Source organism: Curtobacterium salicis, from assembly GCF_011759505.1.
Taxonomy (GTDB): domain Bacteria; phylum Actinomycetota; class Actinomycetes; order Actinomycetales; family Microbacteriaceae; genus Curtobacterium; species Curtobacterium salicis.
This window is the reverse complement of record NZ_JAAOYO010000001.1, coordinates 75,878-91,429: the sequence shown is the minus strand read 5'-3', so window position 1 is coordinate 91,429 and position 15,552 is coordinate 75,878. Positions and strand designations below refer to the sequence as shown.

General features: G+C 68.0%; 20 protein-coding genes and 1 pseudogene. 5 read left to right on the top strand and 16 right to left on the bottom strand.

Annotated features, from left to right (window positions below; genetic code table 11):
- Positions 1-6: 6 nt before the first annotated feature.
- The 3 genes from E9228_RS00500 to E9228_RS00490 form a co-directional block, all read right to left on the bottom strand.
- The gene (locus E9228_RS00500) at positions 7-609 is read right to left on the bottom strand and encodes a recombinase family protein (RefSeq protein WP_166778693.1); all 603 of its coding nucleotides are present in this window, start codon (positions 607-609) and stop codon (positions 7-9) included.
- 140 nt (positions 610-749) lie between these two features.
- Complete coding sequence (locus E9228_RS00495; RefSeq protein ID WP_055960816.1) at positions 750-1,322, bottom strand: uracil-DNA glycosylase family protein; 573 nt, start codon at positions 1,320-1,322, stop codon at positions 750-752.
- Positions 1,319-2,383 (bottom strand): TDT family transporter, encoded by a 1,065-nt coding sequence (locus E9228_RS00490; protein WP_240614499.1) that lies wholly within the window; start codon positions 2,381-2,383, stop codon positions 1,319-1,321. Before E9228_RS00490 ends, E9228_RS00495 begins: the two co-directional genes overlap by 4 nt.
- 165 nt (positions 2,384-2,548) lie before the next feature.
- Here E9228_RS00490 and E9228_RS16845 point away from each other — a divergent pair.
- Together E9228_RS16845 and E9228_RS00485 are read left to right on the top strand one after the other, a co-directional pair.
- Positions 2,549-2,758, top strand: a pseudogene (locus E9228_RS16845) (helix-turn-helix domain-containing protein); the annotation flags it as partial.
- Positions 2,759-2,827: 69 nt separating this feature from the next.
- Positions 2,828-3,481 carry a LysR substrate-binding domain-containing protein gene (locus E9228_RS00485; RefSeq protein ID WP_263090508.1) on the top strand — a complete coding sequence of 218 codons (654 nt, stop codon included), beginning with the start codon at positions 2,828-2,830 and terminating at the stop codon, positions 3,479-3,481.
- On the opposite strand, the gene eno is transcribed toward E9228_RS00485, so the two are convergent.
- From eno to E9228_RS00435, 10 genes are all read right to left on the bottom strand, one after another.
- Positions 3,466-4,800 (bottom strand): phosphopyruvate hydratase, encoded by a 1,335-nt coding sequence (gene eno / locus E9228_RS00480; RefSeq protein ID WP_341849711.1) that lies wholly within the window; start codon positions 4,798-4,800, stop codon positions 3,466-3,468. The two genes, E9228_RS00485 and eno, sit on opposite strands and share 16 nt — an antisense overlap.
- Before the next feature lie 145 nt (positions 4,801-4,945).
- Complete coding sequence (locus E9228_RS00475; protein ID WP_055960822.1) at positions 4,946-5,431, bottom strand: inorganic diphosphatase; 486 nt, start codon at positions 5,429-5,431, stop codon at positions 4,946-4,948.
- 26 nt (positions 5,432-5,457) lie between these two features.
- Positions 5,458-5,829, bottom strand: a complete 372-nt coding sequence (locus E9228_RS00470) for a fluoride efflux transporter FluC (RefSeq protein WP_055960823.1) — start codon at positions 5,827-5,829, stop codon at positions 5,458-5,460.
- Positions 5,826-6,329 carry a fluoride efflux transporter FluC gene (locus tag E9228_RS00465; RefSeq protein ID WP_228506157.1) on the bottom strand — a complete coding sequence of 168 codons (504 nt, stop codon included), beginning with the start codon at positions 6,327-6,329 and terminating at the stop codon, positions 5,826-5,828. The genes E9228_RS00470 and E9228_RS00465 overlap by 4 nt, the downstream gene beginning before the upstream one ends.
- Positions 6,326-7,069 (bottom strand): 2,3-bisphosphoglycerate-dependent phosphoglycerate mutase, encoded by a 744-nt coding sequence (locus E9228_RS00460; RefSeq protein ID WP_166778692.1) that lies wholly within the window; start codon positions 7,067-7,069, stop codon positions 6,326-6,328. The genes E9228_RS00465 and E9228_RS00460 overlap by 4 nt, the downstream gene beginning before the upstream one ends.
- Positions 7,066-7,572 (bottom strand): universal stress protein, encoded by a 507-nt coding sequence (locus tag E9228_RS00455; RefSeq protein ID WP_055960828.1) that lies wholly within the window; start codon positions 7,570-7,572, stop codon positions 7,066-7,068. Before E9228_RS00455 ends, E9228_RS00460 begins: the two co-directional genes overlap by 4 nt.
- Positions 7,573-7,833: 261 nt before the next feature.
- Entirely contained in the window at positions 7,834-8,001 is a 168-nt protein-coding gene (locus E9228_RS00450; RefSeq protein ID WP_166778691.1) for a hypothetical protein, read from the bottom strand.
- 412 nt (positions 8,002-8,413) lie between these two features.
- Positions 8,414-8,662, bottom strand: a complete 249-nt coding sequence (locus E9228_RS00445) for a hypothetical protein (protein ID WP_166778690.1) — start codon at positions 8,660-8,662, stop codon at positions 8,414-8,416.
- A 166-nt stretch (positions 8,663-8,828) separates the two neighbouring features.
- The gene (locus E9228_RS00440; RefSeq protein ID WP_166778689.1) at positions 8,829-9,434 is read right to left on the bottom strand and encodes a DUF305 domain-containing protein; all 606 of its coding nucleotides are present in this window, start codon (positions 9,432-9,434) and stop codon (positions 8,829-8,831) included.
- Between the two features lie 110 nt (positions 9,435-9,544).
- The gene (locus E9228_RS00435; protein ID WP_166778688.1) at positions 9,545-10,006 is read right to left on the bottom strand and encodes a hypothetical protein; all 462 of its coding nucleotides are present in this window, start codon (positions 10,004-10,006) and stop codon (positions 9,545-9,547) included.
- Positions 10,007-10,202: 196 nt separating this feature from the next.
- Here E9228_RS00435 and E9228_RS00430 point away from each other — a divergent pair, with 196 nt between their 5' ends.
- A complete protein-coding gene (locus E9228_RS00430; protein ID WP_208385429.1) occupies positions 10,203-10,691 on the top strand; it encodes a DUF4396 domain-containing protein in 489 nt (162 codons plus the stop codon).
- Between the two features lie 86 nt (positions 10,692-10,777).
- On the opposite strand, the gene E9228_RS00425 is transcribed toward E9228_RS00430, so the two are convergent.
- The 3 genes from E9228_RS00425 to E9228_RS00415 all read right to left on the bottom strand — a co-directional run bounded on the left by E9228_RS00425 (position 10,778) and on the right by E9228_RS00415 (position 12,630).
- Positions 10,778-11,746 carry a cation diffusion facilitator family transporter gene (locus E9228_RS00425; protein ID WP_425248355.1) on the bottom strand — a complete coding sequence of 323 codons (969 nt, stop codon included), beginning with the start codon at positions 11,744-11,746 and terminating at the stop codon, positions 10,778-10,780.
- Positions 11,747-11,865: 119 nt separating this feature from the next.
- Positions 11,866-12,228: an ArsR/SmtB family transcription factor gene (locus tag E9228_RS00420; protein ID WP_341849710.1), complete on the bottom strand. Its 363-nt coding sequence runs from the start codon at positions 12,226-12,228 to the stop codon at positions 11,866-11,868.
- Between the two features lie 45 nt (positions 12,229-12,273).
- Positions 12,274-12,630 (bottom strand): ArsR/SmtB family transcription factor, encoded by a 357-nt coding sequence (locus tag E9228_RS00415; RefSeq protein ID WP_166778687.1) that lies wholly within the window; start codon positions 12,628-12,630, stop codon positions 12,274-12,276.
- 115 nt (positions 12,631-12,745) lie between these two features.
- Between E9228_RS00415 and E9228_RS00410 the strand changes: the two genes are divergently transcribed.
- Both E9228_RS00410 and E9228_RS00405 read left to right on the top strand, forming a co-directional pair.
- Positions 12,746-14,134, top strand: a complete 1,389-nt coding sequence (locus E9228_RS00410; RefSeq protein ID WP_166778686.1) for an FAD-dependent oxidoreductase — start codon at positions 12,746-12,748, stop codon at positions 14,132-14,134.
- A complete protein-coding gene (locus E9228_RS00405; RefSeq protein ID WP_166778685.1) occupies positions 14,134-15,537 on the top strand; it encodes an arsenic transporter in 1,404 nt (467 codons plus the stop codon). Before E9228_RS00410 ends, E9228_RS00405 begins: the two co-directional genes overlap by 1 nt.
- Positions 15,538-15,552: the final 15 nt, after the last annotated feature.

Sequence of the window (15,552 nt, the reverse complement as noted above, 5' to 3'; positions counted from 1 at the left end):
GGCCAGCTACATCGTTGGGGAAGGCTTGGTTCGTCGCGCCGCGACCGGCTCGGCGTGCTTCGCGAGTGCCCGGTAGATGGTGGTGCGGCTGACGCCGAGCACGTCGCCAATCTGCGCGACGGTCATGTCCTGCTGCTCGTAGAGCCGGCGTGCGGTGCGCACCTGGTCCGCGGAGAGGCGAGACGGTCGGCCGCCGGTGCGCCCGCGGGCGCGGGCGGCGGCGAGCCCGGCGTTGGTGCGTTCCTTGATGAGGTCCCGTTCGAACTCCGCCAACGCGGCGAAGACATGGAACACGAGCCGTCCGCCGGGTGAGGTGGTGTCGATGGTCTCTTGCAGGGAGCGGAACCCGACACCGCGCTCGGCGAGAGCGTGCAGCTGATCGATGAGGTGCCGGATGGAGCGACCGAGCCGGTCGAGTCGCCAGACGACGAGGGTGTCGCCGGGGCGGAGCTGGTCGAGGAGCTTGTCGAGTTCGGGTCGGTGTTGAAGGGACCCCGACATGGTGTCGACGAACACGCGGTAGCAGCCAGCGGCGCCCAGCGCGTCGATCTGGAGCGACGCGTCCTGGTCTGTGGTGGACACGCGCGCGTACCCGAGGAGGTGACCCATGAAGAGAACGTAGCGAAACTCGACTGGCGGGGGTAGTGGCGGGACGTAGATTCTGGGACTGGGTTCCGATACAAGACACGCCGCCTCGCACCCTGGCGCAGCGTCGGGACGGACAGTTGTAGCGGAATCGTTCGTATTTGTTACGTCTGCCGCGCTCGCGCGGCGAGCCGGAGTGCTTGCACGGAACGGAGGTGTTGTTCCGATCGGTGGCGGCCGTTGGCGGGAGACGGATGTGGTGCTGCGATGACCGGAAGGAGTCGGGGGTGCTCGTCCAGGGTGAAGTGTCGCATGACGCCGTCGAGGGCAACGGCCCCGTACGTGACGATCGCAGTGAGAGCGGGGAGGGCCGCGAGCAGTGTGGCGAGGGCATGCCGCCCCTCGTCGATGTCCTCGAGTCGCACGCGGTCGGGCAGTTCCCATGGGACAAGGTTCCAGCGGACGTACTCGCCGCGTGCGAGTCCGGACTCGATACGGGCTGCTCGGAACGCGGCCGCGGTCGGGCCCGGGTTGTCCTCGCTGCAGATCGCTGCGTGCGCTGCGGCGATGGTCTGGGGGCCAGGCGACTGCATCAGGACCAGGACACGGCTGAATCTGCCGCCGGATCGTGGGTCGAAGCTCGGGACGAACCGTCGGCTGCCGTCGGGCGCGGTCCGCCACGTCTCCGCGAGACCGTTCAGCGATCGAACGTCAGCGAGTTCCTCGGGGGTACTCATGCCGGCTGTGGCGGTGCCAGCAGGGTGCCACGGATGACGGATCCGTGAAAGGTGCGAAGGGCAACGGTGATCCATGCGGCGACGAGGCCGGCGTAGTAGATGACGGCGAGGACGGCAACGACGGTCAGGCCTGAGTGCAGGGCGAGCCCGTTCAGGCCGGTGACGCAGGTCCCGACGGGGAACGTGAAGGACCACCAAGTCAGGCTGAACGGCAAGTGTTCGCGGGCAGTGCGGATGGTGATCGCGAGGGCGATGACGGTCCACAGCAGCGCGAAGCCGAGCATCGCGAACCCGTACACCAGCGCCACGACCAGCAGGGCATGCGCGGTACTCGCATCGACAACGGTGGGGGCGTTCGATGCGAGGAGGTTCACCGCGGTGATCGACTGTCCGACCGGCCCGAGGACGATCCACAGAGTCGGGACCATGCCGGCGGCCCCGACCTTGTGCTGCGCGAGACGGTTCCAGATCAGCGTGATCACGACCAGCGACGTGATGAGGCTGAGGCCGAAGAAGCCGTAGCAGGACCACAGCAGCGTCTCCCGCGCCTGCCCGGCGGGGGCGTACGGCAGCAGGAGCGCACCGGTGGAGGCGGACACCATCGGCGGGACGATCGGCATCAGCCAGCCGCCGAACGCGGAGTCGGGCTTGTTCTCGTGGCGGGTGAACGCCAGGTACGGCACGAGCACTGCCGTGAGCAGTCCTCCGATGGTGCCGATGGTCCACAGGACCCAGTCGATGGTGACGGCGGCGGGCAGGCCGACCCAGTCCTTGCCGAGCAGGAGTGTCCCGGCGCCGACGGTGAGGAACGCCATCGGTGGTGCGCCGTAGAAGTGCGAGATCACCGGGTTGAGCTGGTGCCCGGCTGCAGTGCTCCGGTAGCGGATCCAGTGCAGCACCGTCGCGGTCGTGAGGGCGACGAGGAGCACCGCGGCGATCGCCCACACGACCGTCGCCGCGAGGCGCAGCCCGGGGAACTGCAGCGGCAGTGACGCAGCTGCGACAGCGACGATCCCCGTGCCCATGATCGACGCGAACCAGTTCGGTGTGAGATTCGACACGATCAGGCCTGGCCGCTCCAGGTCACGGAACAACGCCGTCTGCGGCCGTTGGGGCAGCTGGCTACCGTTCGCGGGTGCAGGGTCCGTGCGGAGCGTTGTCATGGGCCAAGCCTGCGCGAATCCTGCCTCTGGCGGTACCCGGAACCTCTTGGCAGGGCACAATCAATGATTGTGGCACTACGGCGACTCACGGACCGAACCCTCGACCTCGACACACTCGACGTGCTCGCACGCGTCGCCGAGACCGGCTCCCTCTCCGCTGCCGCTGGAGCGCTCGGCGTCACGCAACAGGCAGTGTCTGCTCGGATCCGGGTCGCCGAGCGCATGGTCGGTCACTTGTTGGTGCACCGCTCGACCACGGGGTCGGTGCTGACCGAGACCGGCAGGCTCGTCGTCGGGCTGGCCGGACCGGTCCTCGACGCGTCTCGCCACCTCGAAGCAGGAGTGGCTGCGCTGCGGACTCCCACGGGTTCGCTCGTCGTCGCAGCGTCACAGACGATCGCGGAGCTGCTGCTGCCGGGCTGGCTGCTCGAATTCCGCCGCCGCGAACCCGACGTGCGGGTGCGCCTGATCGCGGGCAACTCCGCCGCGGTGACGGACCTCGTGCAGTCGGGTGGCGCGAACCTCGGGTTCACGGAGACCCCGGTGACGGCGGCAGGTGTGTCCGCGCAGGTGATCGCGGACGATGAGCTCGCGGTCGTCGTTGCGCCGGAACATCCCTGGGCTCGGTCGACCGGGATCACTGCGGAGGTCCTGGCGGCGACGGCTCTGCTCCTGCGGGAAGAAGGTTCCGGAACTCGCGCGACCCTCGCCGCATGGCTCAGGGAGGCCGGTTTGAGCATGTCGGTTCCGGCCGCGGTGCTGGAGACCACGAGCATCATCCGGGCGAACGCGCAGGCTGGAATTGCACCGGCGGTGATGAGCCTTCGCACGGTCGCCGCCGACATCAACGACGGGTCGCTGGTGCGGGTCCCGCTCGCTGGGCCGCCACTTGCCCGGCCGTTGCGGGCGATCTGGTCGGGAGAGCCTCAGCCAGCTGGTTCTGCTTTCCTGCGCGTCGCCCACGAGGTGACCGGTCGGGGTCAGCGCAGCCCGTAGGGCAGCTCCGGATTGTTCTCCGCGATCTCGGTGAGCCGGTTGTACTTGGCGACGCGTTCTCCGCGGGCGGGTGCGCCGGACTTGATCTGTCCGGTTCCGGTGCCGACGACGAGGTCCGCGATGAACGTGTCGGTGGTCTCGCCGGACCGGTGCGACACCATGCTCCGCATCCCGAGCGAGCGTGCGACGCCGATCGCGTCGAGGGTCTGGGAGACGGTGCCGATCTGGTTCGGCTTGATGAGCGCCGCGTTCGAGAGCCCGTCCTTCCCACCGTCGCGGATGCGCTGCGGATCGGTGACGTAGAGATCATCGCCGACGATCTGGAGCATGTCGCCGAGCGCGAACGACATCGCCTTCCAGCCGCCGTGGTCATCTTCGGAGAAGCCGTCTTCGATGCTCCGGATCGGATACCGGCTGATGAGGTCGCGGTAGTAGTCGACCATGCCTGCGCGGTCGAGCCGGCGGTCCACGACCCGGTAGCTACCGTCACCGAGCGCGAACTCGTTCGCCGCCGGGTCGAGTGCGATCGCGACGGTGTCCACGCCGGGCTCGTAACCGGCGGCACTGATCGCGGCGACGAGGAGGTCGAGGGCCTCCTCGGGCGCGGCGATCGACGGGGCGAAGCCGCCTTCGTCCACGAGACCGAGACTGCCGAACCGTTCCCGGACCAGTGCCGCCAGCGCGCGGTAGACGTCCGATCCGATCCGAACCGCGTCGGTCATGGTCTCGGCGTTCACCGGGGCGATCATGAACTCCTGGAAGTCGAGCGCGTTCGCTGCGTGCGCTCCGCCGTTGAGCACGTTGAAGTGCGGGACGGGCAGGCGGGGCGTGCTGCCGGTGACGTCTGCGATCCAACGCCAGAGCGGCAGCTCCGCTGCGGCGGCGAGAGCGCGTGCCATCGCGATCGAGGTCGCGACGACACTGTTCGCGCCGAGCCGGCGGTGGTTCGGGGTGCCGTCGAGGGCAGCGAGGGCGGCGTCGGCCTGCCCGATCGAGGTCCACGACTGGCCGGTGATCATCGGTGCGACGTCCGTCGTGATGAGGTGCAGTGCCTGGCTCACGTCGCGGCCGCCGTAGCTGCTGCCGCCGTCGCGAAGCTCGACAGCCTCATGCGCGCCAGTGGATGCGCCTGCGGGGGCGTCACCGGTGACGACGGTGCCGTCCTCGAGCTCGAGACGCACCTGGATCGTCGGGTAGCCGCGGGAGTCGAGGATCCGGGAGCCGTGCAGGCTGCTGATGGTGACGGGGCGGCTGGTGTGGGTCACGTACTCGCCCTGATGGTGGGTGGTGTGGTGGACGTTGCTGATGTAGTCGTTCACGGCGGTTGTCGCCTTTCGGGTTGGTCGTGCGGGTGTGGGCCGCGGGGAGGCGGAGGGACGACCTCCTGGCGATCACTGGGCGCCAGTTGCCTCCCCACGGCGGTTCAGGGCGCGCACTGGATGGTGTCGGGTGCGCGGGTGCCGGTCAGGGGTGCGGGGTGAACCGTTCCTGTGCGGCGCGGATGATGGCTTCGGCGTCGACACGGTTCGCCCACCCGTTGGTGGTGACGTGCTTGCCGTGCTCGATCTCCTTGTAGTGGGCGAAGAAGTGCTCGATCTCCGCCAGGACCGGCTCGGCGACGTCGGAGATGTCCTGGACGTGGTCGAAGCGGACGTCTCCGGCGGGGACGGTGAGGATCTTGTCATCGCCGCCGTTCTCGTCGACCATGCGGAGCATCCCGACCGGGCGGACGTCGATGACGACGCCGGGGAACGTGGGCCGGGGCAGCAGCACGAGCGCGTCGAGGGGGTCGCCGTCATCGCCGAGAGTGTCGTCGATCGAGCCGTAGTCCTGCGGGAACACCATGCTGGTGAACACCGCCCGGTCCAGGCGGATCCGTCCGGTGGCGTGGTCGACCTCGTACTTGTTGCCGCTGCCGCGGGGGATCTCGATCGTGATGTCGAAGTGCATGAGCTGTTCGTCTCCCAGTCGGATGGTCAAGTGAGGGTGCCGAGGGTGACGCCCCCGGCGGCTGCGGCGACGGAGACGACGAGCATCCCGAGCCCGTTCACGGCAGCCGCGGTGGTGCGGCCAGTGCGTGCGAGGCGGACGGTCTCGAAGCTGGCGGTGCTGAACGTGGTGTAGCCACCCATGAGCCCTGTTCCGAGCACCGCGACGGGGGTGGCGCCGAGGTGACCGGCGGCGCCGGTGATCAAGCCCAGCAGGAACGAGCCGGTGATGTTGATCGTCAGCGTCCCGACCGGGAGCCGGAACTGCCGACCCCGGTTGATCGCACCATCCACGAAGAACCGTGCGGCCGCGCCGACACCGCCAGCGACCGCGACGCTGAGGAAGGCCAGGGCGCTCATGATGTGGCCCCGTTCGGTCGGACCAAACCCGCGATCGCGAGGCCGCTACCGGTGGCGATCGCGCCGGCGAGGACCGTCAGGAGCGCGTACCCGGTGCCGGCCAACCCGCGGCCAGCGAGGAACAACACCGCGGTGCTGGTCGCGAGGGTGCTGTAGGTGGTGAACCCGCCGAGGACACCGGTTCCCAGAAGCAGGCGCAGTGTCCGGCGGCGACCCTCGTCAGGTCCGCGATGCGCGAGGTGTTCCAGCAGCACACCCAGTAGGAGCGCGCCGGCGATGTTGATCCAGAAGATCGCCCAGGACACCTCCTGCTGAGCGGGGAAGGCGGTGCTGAGTCCGTCGCGTGCGGCGGTACCGATGGCGCCGCCGAGTGCGACGACACCGAGGTACCGCCACCGCAGATGCACTGGCCGGTCGATACGTTCCGGGTCGTTGGCGTCGATGTCTGGGTCGGGCGGGAGCTGCCCATCGGGCAGGTGCGTGTCCGTTCGGGAGGTCATGTTCCACCTTCCGCAGCGACCGCTGCCGCTGCTGCTCGTGCTGCCGGATGCAGGTACTCCCCACCCCGCGGACAGAACCCACCGTCGCCGTCGAACCGGTAGATCAGGGGTTCGCCCGTGGGGAGGTTCAGGTCCGCGAGCTCACCGTCAGTTAGGCCGTCCATGCAGGCACACAGTGCCTGCAGTGAGTTGCCGTGCGCGACGACGAGCACTGTCTGCCCGTCGCGGAGTGCCGGGGTGATGCTGTGCGACAGGACGGGTTGGACCCGGCGGATGACGTCGGAGAGTGTTTCGGTTCGACGAAGTGCCGCCCACGGCAGTCCACGAAGCGCCGGCGTCCGCCGGAGCGCCAGCCACGCGCGGATCGACATGCGTGGTGGCCGTCCCGTGCGGGTCCGACGAACAGCGAAGAACTGCTCCGCCCCCAACGCCGCTTGCGCATTCTGCTTGGACATGCCGGTGAGGGCGCCGTAGTTCCGCTCGTTCAACCGCCACGTCGACTCGATCGGCGCATCACGTCCGAGGACGTCGGTGACGAGCTCCGCCGTGTGGAGCGCCCGCTCGAGCGTCGACGTGAGCACGAGGTCCGGTCGGATGCCGGCATGCAGAAGTAGCAACCCAGCCCGATTCGCTTCGGCGCTGCCCTGTTCGGTCAGCGCGACGTCTCGCAAGCCGGTGAAGGTACCGGCAGCGTTCGCAGTGCTCTGTCCGTGGCGGAGCAGAACAAGCTGGCGGGTCACGGGGTGTCCAACGGCAGTGGGGCATCGAACCCGACCGGATCAACGGGCACTACGAGCACTGAACGGTGCTGCTGATGGGTCAGCCGTACCGCGACCGACCCCGTGAAGAACTCCGCGATTCGACCCGCTCCCGTCCTGGCCCCGACGACCAGCATCGCCGCGTCGCGGTCTTCGGCCACCTGCGACAGTGCCCGGCTCGGATCCCCGACACCCGGGACGAACGTGACGTCGACGCCGTAGGTCGTTGCGGCAGCACGTACTGCCGCCTTGTCACTGTCCGACAAGCCCTGCGGTGTCGTGTCAGCGGTGTCAGGGTCGATCGGTTCCACCATCACCGACCCGTCCGAGCGCGTACCGGCATCGAAGAGCGATGCATCCACGCTGACGCACACCAGCGTCGTACCGAAGCGCCGCGCGATAGACGACGCAACCTCGATGACCCCCGGAGCGAGGCCGGGCAGGACGCCGACGACGACCGGTCCGGAACCGATTGGTGCTGTCATGACACTCCCTACCTCAGGCGCGCAGAAGCGCGACCAGCTGAGATAGGGACTGTTGTCGACAACTGTCGAGGTTGGGTCCGGCAAGCCCCACTACCGGGTCCGAAGACACCACCATTATGCACCCGAACCCCAAGTCACGCGGGCCGTCTCGCGCACCCGCGACGTCCCGACACCGAAGGAAGCGATTCCGACGACACGGAGCGAAGCTGCCCACAAACATGGAGACAGAGCTCTCCTTGCAGACTCGGCAGGCGCGACTTTTTAGTTCCGGCGGTTGAAGATCCGCGCGATGGCGTTGAGGATCTTCACGACCCGCTTGGTGCGCTTGTCGCTGGAGACGGTCCAGACGAACAGGGCGCACACGATCAGTGCGGGTGTGTTGGTGCCGGAGTTCGCGGCCATCTCGATGACGTGGTCCGTCGTGAGCATGGCTGTCCTCCTTGAGGGGGTGGCCGAGTCCGGCCAGACCCGCGCGAGGTGCGCGGGAGTTCTGGGCGTCGGTGAGGACCGACAATGCGGCGGATGCCTCTGAAGGGCTCGGTGGATCACACGGCGTCTTCGCGTAAGAGCGAAGAAGCGGCGCCCGAGCGAGGGCGATGCGCCGAGCATTTCTGGGCATGAAAAAGCCGGCCCCGAGTGGGTCCGGCTGATTGCGCAGTTCTGCTGCGTGGTAGCGAGCGTATCGCGGGTGACCGCGACTCGGGAAGGAGACGCACTTCACCCGAGCGTCTCGATGGTACGGCCAGAAGCCGGCATGAAAAAGCCGACCCGGTGGGATCGGCTTTTGGGCACACACGCTCGACGCGAGTTAAGCGTACTGCCGAAACGGACAGACCTGCAACTACGGGGAGGCTGGCGGCTGGTCGTCGTCGGCATCTTCGGGTGGGTGGCTCTTGAAGCGCGAGTCTCGGCGGGCGATGAGGCGTCGGCGATACTCGGCCAAGAACGGACCTCTCTGCACGAACACGGTTCCATTTACCTTGACGGCGAGCACCCCTGCGTCGATGTAGCGGTTGAACGTGCGCGCGGTGATGCCGAGGTGCCTGCAAGCGCGTTCCTTGGTCCACCACTCATCGTCGTCTGGGAGCACCGAGTTCCAGTCCTACGCGTCGGCATCGGCGCACCTCGCGCCGATCCGGCTTTCGAAGTCCGACAAATCCGTCTGCGACGAGGCACGTTCCGACTGTAGGACAGGTCTCGGTAGCCGATCGCGGGCCGCGGCGGCGAGGGGGCTACCGCTGCGGCCCGCACCGGGGTCACATCGACTCGAGCATGTCCTTCATCTGGTCAATTTGCTCGGTCTGGCTCGACACGATCGACTTCGCTAGTGCGATCGCGTCGGTGTTCCTGCCGTTGTCGACCTCGGTCTTCGCCATGTCGACGGCACTGGTGTGATGCTGGACCATCTGCTCGAGGTAGAGCTTCCCCGCGTCCGCGGCGGACGCCTTGTCGAGGGCGTCCATATCGGCGTCGGACATCATCCCTCCGGACATAGAGGAGTGATCCATCCCGGACATGCTCGACATCTCGGTGGGCTCGCCCCAGGCCTTCAACCAGCCGGTCATCGTCGTGATCTCCGGTGCCTGCTCGGCCTTGATCTGCTTGGCGAGAGCGACCACATCGTCGTCGACGTCGGAGCCCTTGTCGAGGAGCATGTCGCTCATCTCGATGGCTTGCTGGTGATGCGGCAGCATCCCCTGCGTAAACGTGACGTCCTGGTTGTTGTGCGCCGACGCAGCCGGCGTCGATGACGACGAGGAGCTGCCCTCCGAGCTGGTGGTGTTCGTGGAGCAGCTCGCGAGGGTGAGGCCGATGGTGAGAGCCGCGGCGGCCGCGAGGGCGCGTGTAGTGGTGGTGTGCATGAGGTGTTCCGTTCCCGTGGATGCGTCAGGTGATCCGAGCAGGCGTGTGCCGGTCCGGTTTCCGGGCATGCGGGAACCTCCCGAGGTGGGTGGATCCCGCGGGAACGAAATCAGACGCGGATGATCTGCAACGCCGTCAGTGACGGCGGTTTGGGCGCGGCGATACCGCGCGCGACCCGGTCGGCCAACGCGAGCAGCCGCGCGAGGACGTAGAGGACCCCGCCGTTCCGGGCCCGCAGCAGCGCCCATGCGAACAGGGCGATCGTCAGCGCGCACGCCATCCCCATCAGGGAGCACATCAGCGCACACAGCCCGCCGTCGCAGCCGGCAGCGCTGAGCACCGTCATCACCGCGCCGGCCGGTGCGGCAACGTGCTCCGCATGGCCATCGCCTGCGCCGTGGGGCTGGTCCGCAGCGACGCTGCTCGACATGGTCATGGCGTGCTCATGACCGGTGGTGTGGCCGAGCATGCTGTGCATCAGGACCGTGAACCCGACCAACAGCAGCAACGCCACCGTCGCCGTGGCCTGCAGCAGCAGGCGGCGGTGCGGAGCGTTGGTGGTGAGGAGCATGCGGCTTTCGTCGGGTCTGAGAGTTCAGGGGGCGTGGTCCATGGTGCGACAGCAGCTTCGCTCTCAGCAACCGGTGCAGCGGATTCACGGCCGCATCGGTCGGTTGGGAACACATTGCGGCGATCGGCGTTGCATCCCTAAGGTACCCCCGGGGGGTACCTTAGGGGAACGTTGACTGTGACCGATGAGGAGCACCATGGATGCGCACGAGCACCACACCATGACCGACCAGGGTCGCGGCGGTCACGGCACGACCACGTGGTCGATGGCTGCGCAAGCAACGCTGCATTGCCTGACCGGCTGCGCGATCGGTGAAGTCCTCGGCATGGTCATCGGCACCGCCACCGGGCTGCACAACACCGGCACCATCATCTTGTCGATCGTGCTGGCGTTCATCTTCGGCTACGCACTCACCATGCGCGGTGTGATCCGGTCCGGACTGACCTTCTCTGCCGCGTTCAAGGTCGCTCTCGCCGCGGACACGGTGTCGATCTCGGTCATGGAGATCATCGATAACACCGTCATCGTCGCAGTCCCCGGCGCCATGGACGCGCAGCTGAACGACTGGCTGTTCTGGGGCTCGCTGGTGTTCTCGCTCGTCGTTGCGTTCATCGTCACGACGCCGGTTAACCGCTGGATGATCAGCCGCGGGCTCGGCCACGCCGTCGTCCACGGCCACCACTAGTCTCGGCTCACAGTAATGGCGTTGATCTTGTCGACCGAGATAGGCGCTCCTCCCGTTGCAGTAGGTCAGCTATCTACTGAAGTAGGTCAACTTCTTACCGGGTGGGACGCTGCAGAGTGAGGCGCGACGCGAGGGCGCGGGGATGCGGTGACGGTGAACTCGTCGAGGTTGCGTAGTTCCTCGCGCACGTGGCTGGCAGCGTGATCCGCAGTCTCGGTCGCGGCGTGGAGGTCGTTGCCGGGGACTTCGATGGTCGCGGATCCGGTGAGGCGGTGTCCGACCCACCGCAGCCTGACGTCCCGGACTGCTGCGACGCCATCGACGTGTTCCATGGCGTGTTCGGCGCGGTGCACGAGGTCCGGGTCGACGGCGTCCATGAGCCGGGCGCCGATGGACTTCACTGTGCCCCAGAGCAGGAACACGATCGACACGGCGATGAGCAGGCCGATGATCGGGTCCGCAAGCGAGAACCCGAAAAGTACCCCGACGGCGCCGAGGACCACCGACAGGGACGTGAAGCCGTCGAGGCGGGCGTGCACGCCATCGGCAACGAGAGCCGCTGAGCCGATCTTCTGCCCGACACGGATCCGGTAGATCGCGACGGCCTCGTTCCCAGCGAACCCGATGAGCCCGGCCGCAACGAGGAGCCACGGGTTCTCGATCGGGCGCGGGTGCATGAACCGGTCGATCGCCTCCCACCCGGCGACGACCGCGGAGAGGGCGACGACGAAAACGATGAACATGCCGGCGAGGTCCTCCGCGCGGCCGTACCCGTACGTGTAGCGGCGGGTTGCGGCGCGTCGGCCAAGGACGAACGCGATCCACAACGGGACCGCGGTCAACGCGTCCGCGAAGTTGTGGATCGTGTCCGCCAGGAGCGCCACGGAACTGGTGAACACCACCAGCACGAGCTGCAGCACCGTAGTGCCGAGCAGTACAAACATGCTGATCTTCAATGCCCGGACCCCGGCCGTGGAGGCCTCCATCGCGTCGTCGATCGAGTCGGCAGAGTCGTGCGTGTGCGGGACGAACAGGTCGTAGAGGAACCCCTTCACGCCGCCATGTGGGTGCGAGTGACCATGCTCATCGTGATCGTGATCGTGATCGTGATCGTGATCGTGATCGTGATCGTGATCGTGGTCGTGGTCGTGGGGATGCGTGTGCGGTGCAGCGCTCATGCGGTCGTCCGGCTCTCGTGGTGGTGCGGTGCATTGCCGATGACGTGTTCGGCTTGCCGGACGGCGTCGCTGACCAGCTCGGATGCGTGCTCGTCGGTCAGGCGATAGAACACAGTCGTGCCCTCCCTGCGGGTCTGCACCATCCGTGCGAGCCGGAGCTTCGCGAGGTGCTGTGACACCGCGGCGGGACTCTTGTCGACGACGTCCGCGAGGTGGTTCACGGACATCTCCTCCGCGTTCCGCAACGCGAGGATGATCCGCACCCGCGTCGCGTCGGCGAGCATCGCGAACACCTCGACCGCGAGCTCGACGTACTCCGAATCCGGGCTCAGCCCGCACACCTGCTTATCTACGTGCACACGCAGATTATGCGCGCCGTCAACAGGGCAGCGCAACCGACGGTGCTATTTCGTCGGTGCGGTGATGAGGCCGGCGAGGGTGTCGAGCGCACCGGGGACGAGCGAGAAGTACGCCCAGGTGCCGCGCTTCTCGCGGTGCAGGATCCCGGCGTCGACGAGGACCTTCAAGTGGTGCGAGACGGTCGGCTGGGACAGGCCGAGCGGTTCCTGCAGGTCGCAGACGCAGGCCTCGGCGCCATCGTGCGCAGCGACCATCGAGATCAGCCGGAGCCGTGCCGGGTCCGCGATCGCCTTCAGCGACTTCGCGAGGACCTCTGCGGACGCCTGATCCATCGCCGCTGTGGTGACGGGCGAGCAGCACGCGGTGACGTCCTGGATGGGAAGCAGCTCGATCGTCGTCATCGTCCCATCATCCCACGGACTTCGACCGTCGTCTATATTTGCGTTCATCGATATCGACGTGCTTCGATGTACTCGCCGGTTTCGGCTCCCGCTCGATCCGTGAAGGACCAGCCTGATGACTCACCTCCTCGCCGTCGGCGGCAGCGACGCCGGCATCGCCGCAGCGCTCCGCGCCCGTGAACTCGACTCGACCACCGACGCGACCGTGGTCCTCGCGGACGAGTTCCCGAACTTCTCCATCTGCGGCACCCCGTACTGGGTCTCCGGCGATGTCGCCACGGAAGCGTCCCTCGCGCACCGCACCCGCGCCGACCTCGAAGCCGTCGGCATGACCGTGCGTTCTTCGACGTGGGCCTCGGCCGTCGACGTCGACCGTCGCCTGCTGACCGTCACCGGTCCCGCCGGCGAGGAGGAGATCTCCTATGACGAGCTGCTGATCGGGACTGGCGCTGAGCCGGTCCGTCCGGCTGGGGTTCCGTTCGGTGAGCCTGGGATCCACCTGCTGCACTCGATGACTGATGCCGAGCAGGTCGTCGCCGCCCTCGAGCTCCTGCCCGCGGGCAGCCGTGTCGCGGTCGTCGGCGCAGGCTACATCGGCCTGGAGATGACCGAAGGGCTCATTGCCCGCGGGTTCGACACGACCCTGATCCAGCGCGGCCCGGAAGTGCTCTCCACCCTCGACCCTGAGCTCGGGTCCCTCGTCACCGCCGAGGTCCGCCGGCACGGCGCGACGGTCCTCACCGGTGCCACCGTCACGGGCATCACCCCGGGCGGCAACGGGCAGTGGCGCGTCGCCACCAGCTCCGCCTCCGGCGACGCCGAGGGCACGTTCGCGCTCGTCGTCGTCTGTGTCGGCGTCCGTCCGGTCACGGACCTCGCGGTCGCCACCGGCGCGCAGCTCGGGCAGGGCGGCGCGATCGTCGTCGACGAGAGCATGCGCACCGGCGTGCCGCACGTGTGGGCGGCCGGCGACTGCGTCGTGACGCACCACCGGCTCCTCGGCACGACCTGGCTGCCGCTCGGGACGACGGCGCACAAGCAGGGCCGCGTCGCCGGGGAGAACATGCTCGGCGGCGAGAAGGTCTTCGCCGGTTCGGTGGGCACGCAGGTGGTGAAGGTGTTCGACCTCGTCGCCGCCCGCACCGGCCTCCGCCACCACGAAACCGCCCCACTGGACGTGTCCCCGCTGACGCGGGTGACGGTGGCGGATGACCACAAGCGGTACTACCCGGGAGCGGTGCCGCTGACGATCAGCGTCACCGGCGACCAGACCACCGGCCGGCTCCTCGGGGCGCAGATCGTCGGGGAACGGTCTGCGGAGATCAGCAAGCGGATCGACACGTTCGCCACCGCCCTCCACGCAGAGCTCACGGTCGATGACGTGATCGATCTCGACCTCAGCTACACGCCGCCGCTCGGGTCGCCGTGGGACGCCGTCCAGGTCGCCGCGCAGGGCTGGGAACGCGCCGCCGCAGCATCGAACCAGACTCCGGTGACTGCCTGATGGTGCTGGCCGTGATTGCGGCGGCGATCTTCGTCGCGACGCTCGTGGTGGTGATCTGGCAGCCCAAGGGCTTCCCGATCGGCTACACCGCGCTCATCGGCGCCGTCATCGCTCTCGCCACCACCGTCGTCGGCCTCTCCGACATCCCGACCGTCGTCGGGATCGTCTGGAACGCCACCCTGACCTTCGTTGCGGTGGTGCTGATCTCGTTGATCCTCGACGAGGCCGGGTTCTTCGAGTGGGCAGCCCTCCACGTCGCCCGTTGGGGTCGTGGGAACGGCCGGCTGCTGTTCGTCCTGATCGTCGGCCTCGGCGCCGTCATCGCCGCCGTGTTCGCCAACGACGGGGCCGCGCTGATCCTCACCCCGATCGTCGTCGGCATGCTCCGGGCACTGAAGATGCCGCAGAAGGCGGCGCTCGGGTTCATCCTCGCCACGGGGTTCATCGCCGACACCGGCAGCCTGCCGTTGGTGGTGTCGAACCTGGTCAATATCGTCTCCGCCGACTACTTCCACCTTGGCTTCGCGGAGTACGCCGCCGTCATGATCCCCGTCGGCATCGTCTCCGTCCTGGCATCCCTTGGCATGCTGCTGGCCTACTTCGGCCGGTCCATCCCGAAGCGGTACGACGTCCTCGCCCTCACCCGCCCCGCCGACGCCGTGAAGGACCGGGCGACGTTCCGCGCCGGGTGGGTCGTCCTCGCGCTGCTGCTCGTCGGCTACTTCGCCGCCGACCCCATCGGCGCCCCGCTCGCGGCCGTCGCCGGCGTCGGCGCGGTCGTGATCGTGCTCGTCGCCGCCCGGCAGCCCGCGTTCCTCTTCGCCCGCGCCCAGGCAGCGCCGGTCCTGGTCACGACCGGCGGCACCGCCACCGTCAGTGCCGCCGGCTGCGGAGCAGGGGCGCCGTCGGGGCGGGTGATCCCGGTGTGGAAGACGATCCGGGAGGCGCCGTGGCAGATCGTGCTGTTCTCCATCGGCATGTACCTCGTCGTCTACGGCCTGCAGAACCAGGGCCTCACCGACCACCTCGCCAGCCTGTTCGACGTGTTCGGTGACCACGGGGTCCTCGTCACCGCGCTCGGCGTCGGGTTCACCATCGCGATCCTCGCGTCGCTGATGAACAACATGCCTACCGTCCTCATCGCCGCCCTCGCGATCGGCGGCGCCGGTGCAACAGGCCTCACGCACGAGGTGATGGTCTACGCGAACGTCATCGGCTCCGACCTCGGCCCGAAGATCACCCCCATCGGGTCCTTGGCGACCCTGCTGTGGCTGCACGTGCTCGAGAAGAAGGGCATCCACATCGGGTGGGGGCAGTACTTCCGCACCGGCATCGTCCTCACCGTCCCCGTCCTCGCCGTCACCCTCGCCGCCCTCGCCGGCTGGCTCACCCTCATCCACTGAACCCGGAAAGACACA

Coding starts and splice junctions, on each gene's coding strand:
- E9228_RS00495 (WP_055960816.1), bottom strand. CDS start 1,322: ATGAGTACCCCCGAGGAACTCGCTGACGTTCGATCGCTGAACGGTCTC.
- E9228_RS00415 (WP_166778687.1), bottom strand. CDS start 12,630: ATGACGACGATCGAGCTGCTTCCCATCCAGGACGTCACCGCGTGCTGC.
- E9228_RS00430 (WP_208385429.1), top strand. CDS start 10,203: ATGGATGCGCACGAGCACCACACCATGACCGACCAGGGTCGCGGCGGT.
- E9228_RS00455 (WP_055960828.1), bottom strand. CDS start 7,572: ATGACAGCACCAATCGGTTCCGGACCGGTCGTCGTCGGCGTCCTGCCC.
- E9228_RS00500 (WP_166778693.1), bottom strand. CDS start 609: ATGGGTCACCTCCTCGGGTACGCGCGCGTGTCCACCACAGACCAGGAC.
- E9228_RS00435 (WP_166778688.1), bottom strand. CDS start 10,006: ATGCTCCTCACCACCAACGCTCCGCACCGCCGCCTGCTGCTGCAGGCC.
- E9228_RS00470 (WP_055960823.1), bottom strand. CDS start 5,829: ATGAGCGCCCTGGCCTTCCTCAGCGTCGCGGTCGCTGGCGGTGTCGGC.
- E9228_RS00465 (WP_228506157.1), bottom strand. CDS start 6,329: ATGACCTCCCGAACGGACACGCACCTGCCCGATGGGCAGCTCCCGCCC.
- E9228_RS00475 (WP_055960822.1), bottom strand. CDS start 5,431: ATGCACTTCGACATCACGATCGAGATCCCCCGCGGCAGCGGCAACAAG.
- E9228_RS00410 (WP_166778686.1), top strand. CDS start 12,746: ATGACTCACCTCCTCGCCGTCGGCGGCAGCGACGCCGGCATCGCCGCA.
- E9228_RS00440 (WP_166778689.1), bottom strand. CDS start 9,434: ATGCACACCACCACTACACGCGCCCTCGCGGCCGCCGCGGCTCTCACC.
- E9228_RS00450 (WP_166778691.1), bottom strand. CDS start 8,001: ATGCTCACGACGGACCACGTCATCGAGATGGCCGCGAACTCCGGCACC.
- E9228_RS00405 (WP_166778685.1), top strand. CDS start 14,134: ATGGTGCTGGCCGTGATTGCGGCGGCGATCTTCGTCGCGACGCTCGTG.